General features: G+C 64.4%; 13 protein-coding genes and 1 pseudogene. 7 read left to right on the top strand and 7 right to left on the bottom strand.

The window, feature by feature from the left end; translation table 11 throughout:
* Positions 1 to 17: 17 nt before the first annotated feature.
* Complete coding sequence (purN, locus tag RTCK_RS07230) at positions 18 to 695, bottom strand: phosphoribosylglycinamide formyltransferase (protein WP_142592307.1); 678 nt, start codon at positions 693 to 695, stop codon at positions 18 to 20.
* Complete coding sequence (purM, locus tag RTCK_RS07225) at positions 692 to 1,765, bottom strand: phosphoribosylformylglycinamidine cyclo-ligase (protein WP_142592306.1); 1,074 nt, start codon at positions 1,763 to 1,765, stop codon at positions 692 to 694. The genes purN and purM overlap by 4 nt, the downstream gene beginning before the upstream one ends.
* 172 nt (positions 1,766 to 1,937) lie before the next feature.
* On the opposite strand from purM, the gene RTCK_RS07220 reads away from it, so the two are divergent.
* The 4 genes and pseudogenes from RTCK_RS07220 (at position 1,938) to ppx (ending at position 7,560) form a co-directional block, all read left to right on the top strand.
* Positions 1,938 to 3,074 (top strand): AI-2E family transporter, encoded by a 1,137-nt coding sequence (locus tag RTCK_RS07220; protein WP_142592305.1) that lies wholly within the window; start codon positions 1,938 to 1,940, stop codon positions 3,072 to 3,074.
* The gene (gene hdaA / locus RTCK_RS07215) at positions 3,071 to 3,778 is read left to right on the top strand and encodes a DnaA regulatory inactivator HdaA (protein ID WP_142521131.1); all 708 of its coding nucleotides are present in this window, start codon (positions 3,071 to 3,073) and stop codon (positions 3,776 to 3,778) included. The genes RTCK_RS07220 and hdaA overlap by 4 nt, the downstream gene beginning before the upstream one ends.
* A gap of 59 nt (positions 3,779 to 3,837) precedes the next feature.
* A pseudogene (locus RTCK_RS07210) lies at positions 3,838 to 5,985 on the top strand (RNA degradosome polyphosphate kinase); the annotation flags it as partial.
* A 57-nt stretch (positions 5,986 to 6,042) separates the two neighbouring features.
* Positions 6,043 to 7,560: an exopolyphosphatase gene (gene ppx, locus RTCK_RS07205; RefSeq protein WP_142592303.1), complete on the top strand. Its 1,518-nt coding sequence runs from the start codon at positions 6,043 to 6,045 to the stop codon at positions 7,558 to 7,560.
* A 72-nt stretch (positions 7,561 to 7,632) separates the two neighbouring features.
* Here ppx and RTCK_RS07200 read toward each other — a convergent pair whose 3' ends face one another.
* The gene (locus RTCK_RS07200) at positions 7,633 to 8,991 is read right to left on the bottom strand and encodes an esterase-like activity of phytase family protein (RefSeq protein WP_142592302.1); all 1,359 of its coding nucleotides are present in this window, start codon (positions 8,989 to 8,991) and stop codon (positions 7,633 to 7,635) included.
* Positions 8,992 to 9,091: 100 nt separating this feature from the next.
* A complete protein-coding gene (locus RTCK_RS07195; protein WP_328803924.1) occupies positions 9,092 to 9,829 on the bottom strand; it encodes an AraC family transcriptional regulator in 738 nt (245 codons plus the stop codon).
* Positions 9,830 to 9,981: 152 nt separating this feature from the next.
* On the opposite strand from RTCK_RS07195, the gene RTCK_RS07190 reads away from it, so the two are divergent.
* Positions 9,982 to 10,389, top strand: coding sequence for a DUF2000 family protein (locus tag RTCK_RS07190; RefSeq protein WP_142592301.1), 408 nt, complete (start codon positions 9,982 to 9,984; stop codon positions 10,387 to 10,389).
* A 7-nt stretch (positions 10,390 to 10,396) separates the two neighbouring features.
* Here RTCK_RS07190 and RTCK_RS07185 read toward each other — a convergent pair whose 3' ends face one another.
* On the bottom strand, positions 10,397 to 11,401 hold the full coding sequence (locus tag RTCK_RS07185) for a DUF2891 domain-containing protein (RefSeq protein ID WP_142592300.1): 1,005 nt from the start codon (positions 11,399 to 11,401) through the stop codon (positions 10,397 to 10,399).
* Positions 11,402 to 11,475: 74 nt separating this feature from the next.
* Between RTCK_RS07185 and RTCK_RS07180 the strand changes: the two genes are divergently transcribed.
* The gene (locus tag RTCK_RS07180) at positions 11,476 to 11,751 is read left to right on the top strand and encodes a FitA-like ribbon-helix-helix domain-containing protein (RefSeq protein ID WP_142592299.1); all 276 of its coding nucleotides are present in this window, start codon (positions 11,476 to 11,478) and stop codon (positions 11,749 to 11,751) included.
* On the top strand, positions 11,748 to 12,167 hold the full coding sequence (locus RTCK_RS07175; protein ID WP_142592298.1) for a type II toxin-antitoxin system VapC family toxin: 420 nt from the start codon (positions 11,748 to 11,750) through the stop codon (positions 12,165 to 12,167). Before RTCK_RS07180 ends, RTCK_RS07175 begins: the two co-directional genes overlap by 4 nt.
* Before the next feature lie 6 nt (positions 12,168 to 12,173).
* Here RTCK_RS07175 and rnd read toward each other — a convergent pair whose 3' ends face one another.
* Positions 12,174 to 13,319 carry a ribonuclease D gene (gene rnd, locus RTCK_RS07170; RefSeq protein WP_142592297.1) on the bottom strand — a complete coding sequence of 382 codons (1,146 nt, stop codon included), beginning with the start codon at positions 13,317 to 13,319 and terminating at the stop codon, positions 12,174 to 12,176.
* Positions 13,320 to 13,404: 85 nt separating this feature from the next.
* Positions 13,405 to 14,643 carry an MFS transporter gene (locus RTCK_RS07165; protein ID WP_142592296.1) on the bottom strand — a complete coding sequence of 413 codons (1,239 nt, stop codon included), beginning with the start codon at positions 14,641 to 14,643 and terminating at the stop codon, positions 13,405 to 13,407.
* Positions 14,644 to 14,791 lie beyond the last annotated feature (148 nt).

The following is a 14,791-nucleotide window of genomic DNA, read 5'->3' as shown; positions in this document are numbered from 1 at the left end:
CAGCGTCAAACGAACCGCTAGAGCCCGCCGGATATCAGCCTCTGTTCCGCAAGCTCCGCCGCGGCCGATGGCGTTGTCACCGCGCGGCCGTCTTCCAACCGCACGCTCCCCTCGGCGACCAGCCTCAGCGCCAGCGGATAGAGTTGGTGCTCCACCGTCAGCACCCGTGCTGCGAGCGTTTCGGCCGTATCCGTGGCCAGCACCGGCACGGCCGCCTGCGCCACGATGGGGCCTTCGTCCATGCCCTCGGTCACGACATGCACGCTGCAGCCGGCGATTTTCATGCCCGCGTCGATCGCACGCTGGTGGGTGTGGAGGCCGGGAAATAGCGGCAGGAGCGATGGGTGGATGTTGAGGATGCGGCCCTCGTGCCGGCGGATGAAATCTGCCGAAAGGAGCCGCATGTAGCCCGCCAGGCAGATGAGGTCCGGCCGGATCTCGTCGAGCGCCGAAAGGATTGCCGCCTCGTGCGCCGCCTTGTCCGGAAACTCCTTGCGCTCGAAGACACGCGTCGGAATGCCGAGCGCCGCGGCCTTGGCCAGCCCGCCAGCCGATGCCTTGTCGGAGATGACGCAGGCAATCTCCGCGGGCCAGTCCGGAGCTTCGCATGCCCTGGCGAGCGTCAGCATGTTGGAGCCGCCGCCCGAAATGAAGACGACGACGCGTTTGCGGCCAACCTCGCTTGCAGGCGTCATAGGGCAAGCGTGCCTTGGTAGATAACGCCTGCGCCACCTTCTGCCCGCGCTACCACCCCGCCGAGCGGCACCACGGCTTCGCCTTCGGCAGAAAGGATGGCGGTCACCGCGTCGACATCCTCCGCAGCGACGACGGCAATCATGCCTATGCCGCAGTTGAAGGTGCGCAGCATCTCCTTTGCCTCGACGCCGCCGGTCTTGGCTAGCCACGAGAAGACGGGCGCGACAGGAATGGAATCGAGATCGATCTCTGCAGCAAGGTTCGTCGGCAGCACGCGCGGAATGTTTTCCGGGAAGCCGCCGCCGGTGATGTGCGCCAGCGCCTTGATCGCGCCCGTCTCGCGGATCGCCCTGAGGAGCGGCTTGACGTAGATCCGGGTCGGGGTCAGCAGGGCCTCGCCCAGCGTCTTGCCGTCTACGAAGGGTGCGGCGTCCTCCCAACCCAGTTTGGAGACGGAGACGATCTTGCGCACGAGCGAAAATCCGTTGGAATGAACTCCCGACGAGGTGAGGCCGAGGATCGCATCGCCTTCGGCCAGGTCGCCGACCGGCAGCAACTGGCCGCGCTCGGCGGCACCCACGGCAAAGCCTGCCAGGTCGTAGTCGCCGCCGGCATACATGCCGGGCATCTCGGCCGTCTCACCGCCGATCAGCGCGCAGCCGGCCTGCCGGCAGCCCTCGGCGATGCCCTGTACGATCGCCGCACCCTGATCGGGATCGAGCTTGCCAGTGGCGAAATAGTCAAGGAAGAACAGCGGCTCGGCACCCTGTACCACGAGATCGTTCACGCACATGGCGACGAGGTCGATGCCGACGGTGTCGTGCCGGTCCGCCTCGATCGCGATCTTCAGCTTGGTGCCGACGCCGTCGTTGGCCGCCACCAGCACCGGATCGGTGAAGCCCGCGGCGCGGAGATCGAACAGGCCACCGAAGCCGCCGATCTCGCCGTCGGCGCCAGGACGGCGTGTCGAGCGGACGGCCGGCTTGATCTTCTCGACCATCAGGTTTCCGGCATCGATGTCGACGCCGGCATCGCTATAGGTGAGGCCGTTCTTGCCCGTCTCGCTCATCGCCTGTCTCCGCTCGCTAAGCTTCGACGGCCATTGCACGGGACGCGGCCGGATGCAAGCTCCGGGCCTTCCTTTGCAGGGGAAACCGGCTGGCAACCGCAGGCATACTTGACCGTTGCGGCAGGCCCATCCTATCGGTGTCGGAGCGCGGCCATCACCGAGGAAGACAATGATGCCCTATCACATCAGCGGAGCGAGCCTGCGCCGTCACATCCTGTTCTGGGTGGCGGCGCTGATCGTCTTCATTGTCTTCCTCTGGGCCTTCCGCTCCATCCTGCTGCCCTTCGTCGCCGGCATGGCGCTCGCCTACTTCCTTGATCCGGTGGCCGACTGGCTGGAGCGGCGGGGCCTGAGCCGCATGATGGCGACGGTGGTGATCCTCGTCTGCTTCGTGCTTCTGTTTGCCCTGTCGCTGATGATCATCATTCCGGTCATCGTCAGCCAGTTGAACGATTTCGCCCAGGCCCTGCCGGGCTATGTCGGAAAGTTGCAGGAGCTTATCGCCACGCCTGACGCCTTCCTTCCGGACTGGCTGAGCACGCAGATCGAGACGGCCAAGCAGAATTTTTCGGACGTGATGTCCGAGGGGGCGGGTTTCATCGCCGGTCTGCTGCGGCAGATCTGGGCGTCGGGTAAAACGCTGCTGGACGTGGTTTCGCTGCTGGTGGTGACGCCGGTCGTCGCCTTCTACATCCTCCTCGACTGGGACAAGATGGTAAGGAAGGTGGACAGCTGGGTTCCCCGCACACAGACGGAGACCGTGCGGCAGCTCGCCCGCGAAATGGACGGCGCCATTGCGGGCTTCGTGCGGGGGCAGGGATCGATCTGCCTGATCCTCGGCATTTTCTATGCGGTCGGCCTGTCGCTGATCGGGCTCAACTTCGGGCTGCTGATCGGCTTCGTCGCCGGCATGATCAGCTTCATTCCCTATATCGGTTCCTTTGTCGGGCTCGCGTTGTCGCTCGGGGTCGCCGTCGTCCAGTTCTGGCCCGACTACACCTGGATCGTCGCGACGGCCGCCGTGTTCTTCGCCGGCCAGTTCATCGAGGGCAATATCCTGCAGCCGAAGCTGATGGGTTCGCGGATCGGTCTGCACCCGGTCTGGCTGATGTTCGCGCTCTTCGCGTTCGGGGCGATGTTCGGCTTCGTCGGTCTGCTGATCGCCGTTCCGGCCGCCGCCGTGGTCGGCGTGCTTGTGCGCTTCGCCCTGTCGCGATATCTTGACAGCGACCTCTATTACGGCCGCGCGGCCGCGCTCCCATGGCAGGAGCCGCCGAAGGCCCTGGACCATTCCCGGGACAGCGAATGAGTGATCTGACCGAGAAAGATCGGCGGCGCCACGAGCAGCTGCCGCTTGCCTTCACCTATGATCCGGCGAGCGGCCGTGAAGACCTTCTGGTGTCCGAGCGGCTGAGTGCCGCCGTCTCCATCGTCGATGCCTGGCCGCACTGGCCGTCGCCGGTGGTCGTTCTGGCGGGACCGGTCGGTTCGGGCAAGTCGCATCTCGCCGCAATCTGGCGGGAAAGGAGTGGTGCCGTCCCCATCCATCCGAAAGCCGCGTCCGGAGCGGCGGCGGTGGCGGCGGCCGGCCCCGTCCTGTTCGAGGATGCCGAACGGCGGGGCTTCGACGATACGGAGCTCTTCCATGTCATCAACAGTGTTCGCGAGAACGGTCACAGCCTGCTCATCACGTCGCGGCTCTGGCCCATGTCCTGGCCTGTCGCGCTGCCGGACCTGCGCTCCCGGCTGAAGGCCGCTACGGTGGTCGAGATCGGCGAGCCGGACGAGGAGTTGCTTGCCCAGGTGATCGTCAAGCTCTTCGCCGATCGCCAGCTTTACATTGATGACAAGCTTGTGGGCTATATCGTCAACCGGATGGAGCGCTCGCTCGCCGCCGCCCAGACCATCGTCGAGAGGCTCGACCGGCTCGCCTTGGGACGGGGCACGCGGATCACGCGGCAGCTTGCGGCGGAAGTCCTGAACGAGGTCGGAAATACCGTCGACGACGATTGACTGTCATAGTTCCGTCGCCAAACTGTAATATCGGCCGGAGGGTCATTGGGGGCGATGGAATGGATTTGACGACGGAGACACATCAGCAGCACGACGAAGCTGCGGGCAGCGACCATCTGCCGGCAAGCCCGGATCGCTTCATCAACCGCGAATTCTCCTGGTTGCAGTTCAACCGCCGCGTTCTCGAGGAAACGCTGAACACCGCCCATCCGCTGCTCGAGCGCGTGCGTTTCCTGTCGATCTCGGCAGCCAATCTCGACGAGTTCTTCATGGTCCGCGTCGCCGGCCTCGAAGGTCAGGTCCGCCAGGGCATCGTCATCCGCAGCCCTGACGGCAAGACGCCGGCCGAACAGCTCGACGCCATCCTGCAGGAGATCGACAACCTGCAGATGGAACAGCAGGCTTCACTGGCGGTCCTGCAGCAGTACCTTGCGCGGGAGGACATCCTGATCGTCCGCCCGGCGGCGCTTTCCGGCGACGACCGGACGTGGCTCGCCAATGCCTTCGACGATGACCTGTTCCCGGTACTGACGCCGCTGTCCATCGATCCGGCGCATCCTTTCCCCTTCATTCCCAATCTCGGCTTCTCCATTGCCCTGCAGTTGAAAAGCCTGCATGGCCGCGAGCCGATGACGGGGCTTCTGCGCCTGCCGCCGACGCTCGACCGGTTCATTCGCCTGCCCGATCAGGGGGGCGCCATCCGCTACATCACCCTCGAGGATGTGGTCGGTATGTTCACCAATCGGCTGTTCCCCGGATACGAGGTGAAGGGGGCCGGCACCTTCCGCATCATCCGCGACAGCGATATCGAGGTGGAGGAGGAGGCCGAGGATCTCGTCCGCTTCTTCGAGACGGCGTTGAAGCAGCGCCGCCGCGGCAAGGTCATTCGCATCGAGACCGATTCCGAAATGCCGCCGGAATTGCGCCAGTTCGTCGTGCAGGAGCTTGGCGTGCCGGACAACCGCATCGCCGTTCTCCCCGGCCTGCTGGCGCTCAACACGCTGTCGGAGATCACCAGGGCTCCCCGGGACGATCTGCGTTTCGAGCCATTCAACCCGCGTTTTCCCGAACGTGTCCGCGAGCATGCGGGCGACTGCCTCGCGGCCATCCGCGAGAAGGACATGGTGGTCCACCATCCCTACGAGAGCTTCGACGTTGTCGTCCAGTTCCTTCTGCAGGCGGCGCGTGACCCGGACGTCCTAGCGATCAAACAGACACTCTACCGCACGTCAAACGACAGCCCCATCGTCCGCGCTCTGATCGACGCGGCCGAGGCCGGCAAGTCCGTGACTGCGCTCGTGGAGCTAAAGGCCCGGTTTGATGAGGAGGCCAATATCCGCTGGGCGCGCGATCTGGAGCGCGCCGGCGTGCAGGTTGTCTTTGGCTTCATCGAACTGAAGACCCATGCCAAGATGTCCATGGTCGTGCGCCGCGAGGATGGAAAGCTCAGAACCTATTGCCACATCGGCACCGGCAACTATCACCCGGTCACCGCGAAGATCTATACCGACCTGTCCTTCTTCACCTGCAATCCGAAGATCGCCCACGACATGGCGAATGTCTTCAACTTCATCACCGGCTATGGCGAGCCGGAGGACAGCATGAAGCTGGCGGTCTCGCCCTACACGCTGCGCCCACGCATCCTTCGCCACATCGAAGAGGAAATCGCCCATGCCAAGGGCGGATTGCCCGCGGCCATATGGATGAAGATGAATTCCCTCGTCGATCCGGAGATCATCGATGCGCTCTACCGTGCGAGCGCGGCCGGGGTGGAGGTCGATCTGGTGGTGCGCGGCATCTGCTGCCTGCGGCCGCAGGTTCCGGGACTGTCGGACAACATCCGGGTCAAGTCGATCGTCGGCCGGTTCCTCGAGCACAGCCGCATCTTCTGCTTCGGCAACGGTTACGGCCTGCCTTCCGACAAGGCCCTCGTCTATATCGGTTCCGCCGACATGATGCCGCGCAATCTCGACCGCCGCGTCGAGACGCTGGTGCCGCTTTTGAACCCGACAGTGCACGAGCAGGTGCTCTCGCAGATCATGCTCGGCAACTTGATTGACAACCAGCAGAGCTACGAGATATTGCCCGACGGCACGTCCAGGCGGATAGAAGTCCGTCCGGGCGAGGAACCTTTCAACGCGCAACAGTATTTCATGACCAATCCGAGCCTTTCCGGTCGTGGTGAAGCTCTGAATTCAAGTGCTCCGAAACTGATTGCCGGCCTCATGTCCGGGCGCAGGAAATAAGCCGAGAACAGGCAGTCGATGGTAATATCTGAAGCGCAGGGCCGGCTGCCGGGAATCGCACCCGTCTCCGTTGTCGACATTGGCTCCAACTCCGTTCGTGTCGTCATCTACGAAGGGCTGTCGCGCTCACCGGCCATGTTGTTCAACGAGAAGGTCCTGTGCGGATTGGGCAAGGGCCTTGCGACCACCGGTCGGATGGATCCGACGGCGGTGGAGAGGGCGCTGGCGGCGCTGCGCCGCTTTCGGGCGCTTTCGGAACAGGCCCGCGCCACGCACATCTATCCCCTTGCGACAGCCGCGGCGCGTGAAGCCGCGAACGGCTCCAAGTTCATCCGCGATGCGGAGGAAATCCTCGGCTGCAAGGTTCAGGTCCTGACCGGAGAGGAGGAGGCCCTGTATTCCGCCTACGGCGTGATCAGCGGCTTCCACGATCCCGACGGCATTGCCGGCGACCTCGGCGGCGGCTCGCTCGAGCTCATCGACATCCGCGGCGAGCAGCTTGGCCGCGGGATCACCCTTCCTCTGGGGGGCCTGCGTCTTTCCGAGACTTCCGAGCAGTCGCTGGACAAGGCCCGCCGGATCGCAGCCCAGCAGGTTGCCAGAGCGGAATTCCTGAAGAAGGGCGAAGGCCGGACTTTCTATGCGGTGGGCGGTACCTGGCGAAACATCGCCAAGCTGCACATGGAGGTCAACGATTATCCCCTGCACATGATGCAGGGCTACAAGGTCAGATACGAGGACATGATGTCGTTCCTCGATACGGTCGTGTCCGGGGACAGAAAGCATACGGCTTGGCAGGCCGTGTCCAAGAACCGCCGCGCCCTGCTGCCCTTCGGGGCCGTCGCGATGCAGGAGGTTCTGCAGGTGATGAAGCCTGCACGCATCCTCTTCTCCGCCCAGGGTGTGCGCGAAGGCTACCTCTATTCCCTGCTGTCGGAAGAGGAGAAGGCCTGCGACCCCCTGCTCGTCGCAGCGGATCAGCTCGCCATTCTGCGCGCCCGCTCGCCCGAGCATGCCCGCGAACTGGCCGCCTGGACCGGGCGCATGGTTTCCATGTTCGGCGTCGACGAGACCGAGGAGGAGAGCCGTTACCGCCAGGCGGCCTGCCTGCTCGCTGATATCAGCTGGCGCGCTCATCCCGATTACCGCGGGCCGCAGGCGCTCAATCTCATCGCCCACTCCTCGCTGGTCGGCATTACCCATCCGGGCAGGGCCTATCTGGCGCTCGCCAACTACTACCGTTTCCAGGGACTGCAAGACGACGGCGCGTCCGAGCCGCTGGCTGCCATCGCCGGTGCGCGGCTGCAGGATATGGCGAAGCTGCTCGGCGGCATGTTGCGGGTCGTCTACCTCTTCTCCGCGTCCATGCCCGGCATCGTCAACAGCCTGTCCTTCCGTCCCGCCTCTTCGCCGGATCTCGATCTCGAATTCGTGGTGCCTCACCAGCACGCCGATTTCGCCGGCGAACGCCTGGATGGCCGCCTGCAGCAGCTTGCCAGGCTCACGGGCAAGAGACTGGCTTTCCGGTTCGAGTAAAGCCGATTTGTTCCCTCTCCCCGCGCGCGGGGAGAGGGCCAGGTGAGGAGCATCCGGCCCGTCACCTGCCTCTTACTTCGCCGTCAGGAATTCTCCGGCTTTCAGCAGCACGAACTCGTTGTCGTCCGCCTTGTCCAGGGCGCGGCCGGCCGAGAACAGCAGGTTGTTGTCGTTGCCGACGACGATATGGGCCTCGTCCACGACATCCACGTCCTCGATCGTGACGAAAGGCATGTCGTAGAAGTCTTCGCCTCCGCCCTGGCGGGCGACACCCTGCGGATCCTTGATCTGCATGAGATCGATATAGCCGATCTTGCGCACGGCCTTCCCGGCGTTCTCGTCGGTCATCTCGATCTTGTAGATCCGCTTGTGCTTGGCGGGCACCGCAAAGCAGGTCGCCTCCGGCGTCTTCGGATCGGCGCAGGCGCGGTCGGCGGTGCCGGCGCCGTTGTCGCGCTCGATCACCAGCGCCGTCATCCCGTCGATCATGTTGAAGTCGCCGATCGCCTCGCCGCCGGCCGACAGCGGATAGAGCCAGGAGCGGCCCGTCCAGCTCTTGGAAGCGGCGTCGAGTTCGATGATCCGGAGCGCCGTCTGCCCGTCGGCCTGTTCCACCGTGCCGTCTCCCATGTAGAGCGGGCCTTCTAAGAGGCCGTAAAGCCTTGCGCCGTCCTTCGACATGGCAAGCCCCTCATAGCCGCCGGAGCGCTTGAGGTTGAAGCTTGCCATTTTCGCGGTCGGATTGGCCGGCGTGACCAGCGTCGGATTGTCGGGCGAGAGCACCGGCTTGTCCTCGACCACGGTGGCCACGACGTCCGTCAGCTTGCCGTCGGTGGCAAATTTCAGGAGATAAGGCCCGAATTCCTCGCCAACCCAGAAGCCGTCCTCGACGGGCTGGATCGACTCCACGTCGAAATCCGCTCCGGTCAGGTAACGCTTGTCCGAACCTTCCATGACGATCGGGAAGGGCGCCTTGCGGTCCGGGTCGGTCAGGAACACGGTTTTCAGACGCTCGACAGCGCCGTTCTCCCAGTCGAAGCGGATATTGTGCAGCATCAGCATGGCGTCGCTGGAATTGCTCTTGGAGCCGAAGCCGTTGTCGGACAGGCTCCAGAAGGTGCCGTCCGGCATGGTCTTGATGCCGGAGAAGCCCTGCACCGGCTGGCCGTCGAAGGGAAGCGAAAGCCCGGTCGGGCGCACGCCGTCCTTACCCGGCACGGTGCCGAGACCTTCCGCCCGCTTGCGGTCTGCGGTGGAGAATTTGCCGGAGGTCTTAAGATGCTCCGGCACGTCTTCGGGTGCCGGAATGATCGTGTTGGCCGGCAGGATGGCGTGGGAGACGAGGGTGGCGGAAAATTCCTTTTCCTCGGCATTGGCGCCGCCGCCCAGAAGAGCGATGAGCGCGACGGAGGCGAGCAGGGTTCTGGTCATGGAAACACCTTTGGTGAGAGGTTGAACACCCTCTCCTAGGAGCCTCCCGTGACGGAGAGTTGATAGGCATTTGACAGATTGATGACGCGCGGCCGATCCGTCAGCCCGCGCGGCTCAGGGCGACCCAGCGCCCCGGCGTCATGCCGTAAGTCTTCTTGAGATGGCGGGTAAAATGCGCCTGGTCGGAAAAGCCCGCCGCTGCCGCCGCATCTGCGAGGCTCGCGCCCGCGCGCAGTTCCTGCCGCGCCCGGTCCAGCCGGCGCATGATGAGGTAGCGGTGCGGGCTGGTGCCCAGCATGCGGCGGAACTGCCGCGCCAGCTCGTACCGGCCAATTCCTGCGACGTCTTCCAGCGTGCCGGAGGAAACAAGGTCTTCCGCGTGGACGTCGAGATAGTCACGGCAGGCGAGAACCGCCCGTCGGGCTGCCGGGCCGATTGGGCTTGGCGCGCCGGATGCATTCCGCCGCAGCCCTGCCGCGATGCGCGACAGGGAATCGTCCAGCAGGAGATCCTGCGGCTCGTGGATGATATCCTCCAGCAGGTCTGCCAGCGCCCGACGCAGACGAGGATCGTTGATCACCGGCTCGCTGACGAAGGGCAGGGTCCCGGGAGCATCCCCCTCCGCATCGGCAACGAGCGCCGGCGGCAGGTAGAGCATCCGGTAGACGAGGCCGTCGTCCGTCCCGGCGGCGCCGTCATGCACTTCGTCCGGATGCAGTACGATCACCTTGCCGGGAAGGCTGAACCGGGATGAACCGCGGTAGCGGAATGTCTGGACGCCGGAGATAGTGATGCCGAGCATAGGTGTCGTGCCGGTGCGGTGAGAAACCGTTGCCATGGAAACGTGCCTCGATGCGTTCGATCCCGCGTGAGGGTTCAGCGACGCGGATCAGGTCACCGCCGCCCTTGCCGCACGAACGTGCAAGACCGGCCCCGGCCGCAGCCGTTAGCTGCTCGTCTCTCTCTATCCCCCGAACGGAGTTTTCCCGCATGTTCGACACCAAGATCGCCATCGTCCTCCGCAATGACCTCGCCGCTTGGCAGGAACTGAACGTGACCGCCTTCCTGACGAGCGGCATCGTCGCGCAGTATCCGGAGATCATCGGCGAACCTTACCGGGACGCAGCCGGCCATGTCTACAATCGCCTGAGCATCCAGCCCATGGTCGTGCTGACGGCGGATCGGGAGAACATGCGCTCTATTCACCGGCGCTCGCTGGAGCGCGCCATCACCACGTCCCTCTACGTCGAGGAGATGTTCGCGACCGGTCACGATGGGGCAAACCGCGAGGTGTTCGGGCATTTCTCGCCCGATGATGCAAAGGTCGTCGGGATCGCCATGCGCGCAGAGAAGAAGATCGTCGACAAGATCACCAGGGGCGCCAGGCTTCACCCCTGAGACGCTCTTACGCCTCCAGTGCGAGCGTGGCGAAACTCGCCAGCCAGTGTTCGCCCATGTAGTCGCCCGCGACATGGGGGAGGGCGGCGGCCAGATGAGCCTCGGCCGCTGACGCCATGACCGGGCGCCGCGGATCGTCGTCCGGCAGCGATTTGCTCAGCGCTCGCCAGCACCAGGCGCGGCTGAGGTTGAGGCCGTCGAGATGGGCGATCTTGCCGTCCGACCGGTCGGACACCCTCACAGGCTCGAACAGTGTCGCCGGTTGCCCGGCGGCGATGTCGGGGAGAAAACGGCTGAACCAGCCGGCAAACTCGTCCGGCGCCATCAGCCTGCGCATACATTCCGCTTCGATGAGGGCGGGGGACAGGAAGTCGTCGCCGGAAGGCTCTCCCCAGGCCGGGCAAGCCTCGTCCGCGCCGTACCAGCGCAGCCCCGTCTCCCGCAACAGCCCGAGAAAGGCCTTGTCGCGGGTGGCCTCGGCATAGTCGGCTGCGAGCCGCAGCGCGAAGGCGGTGTTGAAGTGCGTCCCCGCCCGCACCGGATAGGTGGCGACCGGCAGGAAGTCCTCGAACCGCGCCAGGAAGATGTCCGTCAGCGGCTGGAGCGTCTGAGACCATTGTTGATTGTCCAGCGCCGGCAGTTCCGCGGAAAGCTTCAGCAGCCAGCCCCAGCCATAGGGCCGCTCGAAGCCGCGCGCCTGCGGGGCCGCCAGATAGGCGCATTCCCCCTCCACCTTCTCCGGCGTCAGTTGTGCGTCGAACAGCGCCCGGATGGCAGGCGCCGCCTCGATCTGCGGGAAGCGCCGCAGGAGATGCGCAAGCATCCAGTAGCCATGGACGCAGGAATGCCAGTCGAAGCTGCCGTAGAAGATTGGATGAAGGTCCCGCGGTGTCCGCGCATCCTCCGGCCCGGCCAGAACATGCCCCGGCTTGTTCGGATATTCCCGCCGCACATGCCCGAGCGCGATTGCGGCAAAGCGCTGGGCATGCTCGGCGGTGAGGGCGGGGGGCATGGGAGGCTCTCGTTGAAAACGGGGAGGCGAACCAATATGGTAGGTTGAGAACCTATCATATCGGAGGTGCGGTAATGAACGCCATCACGATAAGAAACCTGTCCGATGAAGAGAGCCGATTGCTGCAGACGCTGGCCTTGGAGCATGGAACTTCGGTTGAGGCTGAGGCTCAGCGCATCCTGCGGGAGGCTTTGGTAAATGGACAAAAGGCTTTGAAGGAGCCCTTGGCACAGCAACCTCCCCTTAAACTGGGAACCGCCCTGTGGGAACTGGGGCAGGAGTTCGGCGGACTGGACGATCTCGATTTCTCTCGCGATCAGACCCCCGCGCGGGGCGTCTCTTTCGAATGATACTGCTCGACACGAACGTTCTCTCGGAACCCATGAAATCTGCTTCGGATCCGAAAGTGAAAGCATGGCTGGATGCTCAGGACGCCAAAGTGCTCTACGCCGCTTCCACGAGTATCGCCGAGATATTTTTGGGTATAGAAATCATGCCGGAGGGGCAGCGGAAAACTCTCCTTAGACAGAGGATCCGCGACTTGCTGGATCTTCTGCTGGGTTCTCGCATTCTGCCGTTCGATGAAGCGGCCGCGAAAGCGTATGCGGTGATCGTCGCATCGGCACGCGCCAGCGGCCGGTCTATCCTTCTGGCCGCCGGCCAAATTGCCGCCATTGCCCGCATCCACGGCTTCACCGTCGCTACGCGCGACACCTCGCCGTTCGAGGCGGCCGGTGTCGCTGTGATCAATCCGTGGAGGCTTTGATCCGGCCTAAAGCTCTACCGCCTCGACCTTCTTGTCCACGAAGCGCAGCGCGACTCCGCCCGAGATCAGCCGCAACGCGGTTTCCCCGAACAGTTCGCGGCGCCAGCCGTGGAGCGCCGCCACGTCGGCGCCTTCGCCTTCCGCCGCTATCTTCTCCAGATCCTCGGTATTGGCGATGATCTTGGCGGCGACGCCCTCCCTGTCGGAAGTGAGCTTCAGCAGCACCTTGAGAAGTTCCACGGCAGCACCTGTGCCTTCCGGAGAACGCAGTGGCTTCGGTGCATGCGGCATTTCGGATTTCGGCAGCGCGAGCGCCGCGTTGACGGCCTCGATGATGGCCGCACCGGAAGCCGAGCGCTCCCAGCCCTTCGGGATCGTCCTCAGCCGCGACAGTGCTTCCGCATCCTTCGGCTGTTGCTGCGCGATCTCGTAGATCGCATCGTCCTTGAGCACCCGCGACCGCGGCACGTCGCGGCTGCGCGCCTCGCGCTCGCGCCAGGCGGCGACGTATTTGAGTATGGCGAGCTCTGTCGGCTTGCGCAGCCGCGCCTTCAGCCTCAGCCACGCGTCGTCAGGATGGATGTCGTAGGTATTGGCCGATTCCAGGATCGCCATCTCCTCCGTCAGCCAGCCGGCACGGCCCTCGCGCTCCAGTTGCTCCTTGAGCGCCGCATAGACGTCGCGCAGATGGGTCACGTCGGCAAGCGCGTATTCCAGCTGTTTCTCCGAGAGAGGCCGGCGGCTCCAGTCGGTGAAGCGGGAGGACTTGTCGATATGGGCGCCGGTGGTCCGCTGCACGAGCTGGTCGTAGGAGACGCTGTCGCCGAAGCCGCAGACCATGGCCGCCACCTGCGTGTCGAAGATCGGATGCGGCACGAGATTGCCGAGGTGATGGATGATCTCGATGTCCTGCCGCGCAGCGTGGAAGACCTTCACCACGCCGGGATTGGCCATCAGCTCGAAGAACGGCTTGAGGTCGAGCCCCTTCGCCAGCGGATCGACCAGCACTTCCAGCGTCGGGCTCGCCATCTGGATCAGGCAGAGCTGCGGCCAGAAGGTCGTCTCGCGCAGGAATTCGGTATCGATGGTGATGAAGTCCGATTGGGCGAGCCTGGTGCAGGCGTCTTCAAGGGCGGCAGTCGTTTCGATCATCAGGTCCGGTCACAGCAATGGAGAGATTGGTAAAGTATCAGCCTTCCTTCTCCTTCCGGCCCCATATGTCAATATAACGGTTCAATCAGCGGCGATCTTCCTTGTCCGGGGGCGCCGCGAGCTTGTTGAAATAGGCCGAGGTCCGCAGGAGCGCCCGAAAGCGTCTCGGACGCTTCTCCGGCGGCACCGAAGGACGGACACCCATCCGCCGCAGCGTGAAGACGGCGAAGGCCGAGAAGATCACCGAGGTGTAGACGAAGAAGACGTCCGGCCCGTAGTATTCGAGCAGCAGCGAGGCAAGCAGCGGCCCCACGGTGGCGCCGACCGACCAGTAGAACAGCAGCCCCGCCGATACCAGCGCATGCTCGCCCTCCCTGGCATAGTCGTTTCCGTGCGCCGAACAGAGCGAGTAGAGGGGCATGGAGAAGGCGCCGAACAGGAAGACGCCGATGATGTTGGCGGTCTCGCTCGTGCCCGCGCCGAAGGAGAGATAGGCGCCGGTCAGGATGGATCCGATCGTCGTCCACAGGATGACCGTCCTCCGGTCCAGCCGGTCCGAGTAGACGCCGAGCGGATATTGCAGCACGACGCCGCCGATGATGCCGGCGCTCATGAAGGTGGCGATGGAGGTAATGCTCATGCCGATCGTCTCGCCGTAGATCGGCCCGATGTTGCGGAAGGCAGCCATGGCGAGGCCGACACAGACGACGCCGACCACCGCGAGTGGCGAGATGCGCCACACCGCCTTCAGGTCGAAGCGGATCGCCTCCGGCGGCGTCGGGCTCGAGCGGTCCGCGACCGAGATCGGCACCAGCGACAGCGTCATGGCAATGGCGATGATGCTGAAGATCACCGTCCCCTCGATGCCCGCTAGCGGGATCATGTATTGCGCGGCCGTGACCGAGCCGAGGTCGACGAGCCGGTAGACGGACAGCGTGCGCGCGCGGTTGGCGTTCGTCACCTTGGCATTGATCCAGCTTTCCACTGTCGCGAACAGGCTGGCCACGGCGATCCCGATGACGAAGCGCATCAGGAACCAGAAGGTTGGATCGATGATGAGCGACATCGCCAGCGAACAGGAGGCGCCGATCGCCGCCATGGCGGAAAAGGTGCGGATATGGCCGATCTGGCGGAGCAGGCGCGTGACGTAGATGCAGCCGATGGCGAACCCGACGCTGTAGCCGGCGCCGATCATGCCGATGAGGGAAGGGGAAAAGCCCTCGTGCGAGCCGCGAAGGGCGATATAGGTGCCTTGAAGCCCATTGCCGCCGATCAGGATGCCGGCGGTGACGAGCAGGGGAATCAGCGGACGTATCTGGCTCATGAAAGGCTTTCGCGGCAGCCGTGCGACTCGTTGCCGTCGCGCGGTTCGGGAAGTTCTAGCCAAGCTTGCGCCGCAAAGACAGGCGAAAAGCCCGCGAAGGGCGCGAAGCCTTGACAAAGCAGGCCGACCATGCGCTTTTCGCGCCGAT

Source organism: Pseudorhizobium endolithicum (assembly GCF_902153245.2).
GTDB classification, from domain to species: domain Bacteria; phylum Pseudomonadota; class Alphaproteobacteria; order Rhizobiales; family Rhizobiaceae; genus Neorhizobium; species Neorhizobium endolithicum.
The sequence above is the reverse complement of the archived record's forward strand: the minus strand, read 5'-3'. Positions and strand labels throughout refer to the sequence as shown.

What these genes read in the sequence shown, in the direction of transcription:
- RTCK_RS07165 (WP_142592296.1), bottom strand. Translation starts at nt 14,643, where the DNA reads ATGAGCCAGATACGTCCGCTGATTCCCCTGCTCGTCACCGCCGGCATC.
- purN (WP_142592307.1), bottom strand. Translation starts at nt 695, where the DNA reads ATGACGCCTGCAAGCGAGGTTGGCCGCAAACGCGTCGTCGTCTTCATT.
- RTCK_RS07185 (WP_142592300.1), bottom strand. Translation starts at nt 11,401, where the DNA reads ATGCCCCCCGCCCTCACCGCCGAGCATGCCCAGCGCTTTGCCGCAATC.
- RTCK_RS07195 (WP_328803924.1), bottom strand. Translation starts at nt 9,829, where the DNA reads ATGGCAACGGTTTCTCACCGCACCGGCACGACACCTATGCTCGGCATC.
- rnd (WP_142592297.1), bottom strand. Translation starts at nt 13,319, where the DNA reads ATGATCGAAACGACTGCCGCCCTTGAAGACGCCTGCACCAGGCTCGCC.
- purM (WP_142592306.1), bottom strand. Translation starts at nt 1,765, where the DNA reads ATGAGCGAGACGGGCAAGAACGGCCTCACCTATAGCGATGCCGGCGTC.
- hdaA (WP_142521131.1), top strand. Translation starts at nt 3,071, where the DNA reads ATGAGTGATCTGACCGAGAAAGATCGGCGGCGCCACGAGCAGCTGCCG.
- RTCK_RS07200 (WP_142592302.1), bottom strand. Translation starts at nt 8,991, where the DNA reads ATGACCAGAACCCTGCTCGCCTCCGTCGCGCTCATCGCTCTTCTGGGC.
- RTCK_RS07220 (WP_142592305.1), top strand. Translation starts at nt 1,938, where the DNA reads ATGCCCTATCACATCAGCGGAGCGAGCCTGCGCCGTCACATCCTGTTC.
- RTCK_RS07175 (WP_142592298.1), top strand. Translation starts at nt 11,748, where the DNA reads ATGATACTGCTCGACACGAACGTTCTCTCGGAACCCATGAAATCTGCT.
- RTCK_RS07190 (WP_142592301.1), top strand. Translation starts at nt 9,982, where the DNA reads ATGTTCGACACCAAGATCGCCATCGTCCTCCGCAATGACCTCGCCGCT.
- ppx (WP_142592303.1), top strand. Translation starts at nt 6,043, where the DNA reads ATGGTAATATCTGAAGCGCAGGGCCGGCTGCCGGGAATCGCACCCGTC.
- RTCK_RS07180 (WP_142592299.1), top strand. Translation starts at nt 11,476, where the DNA reads ATGAACGCCATCACGATAAGAAACCTGTCCGATGAAGAGAGCCGATTG.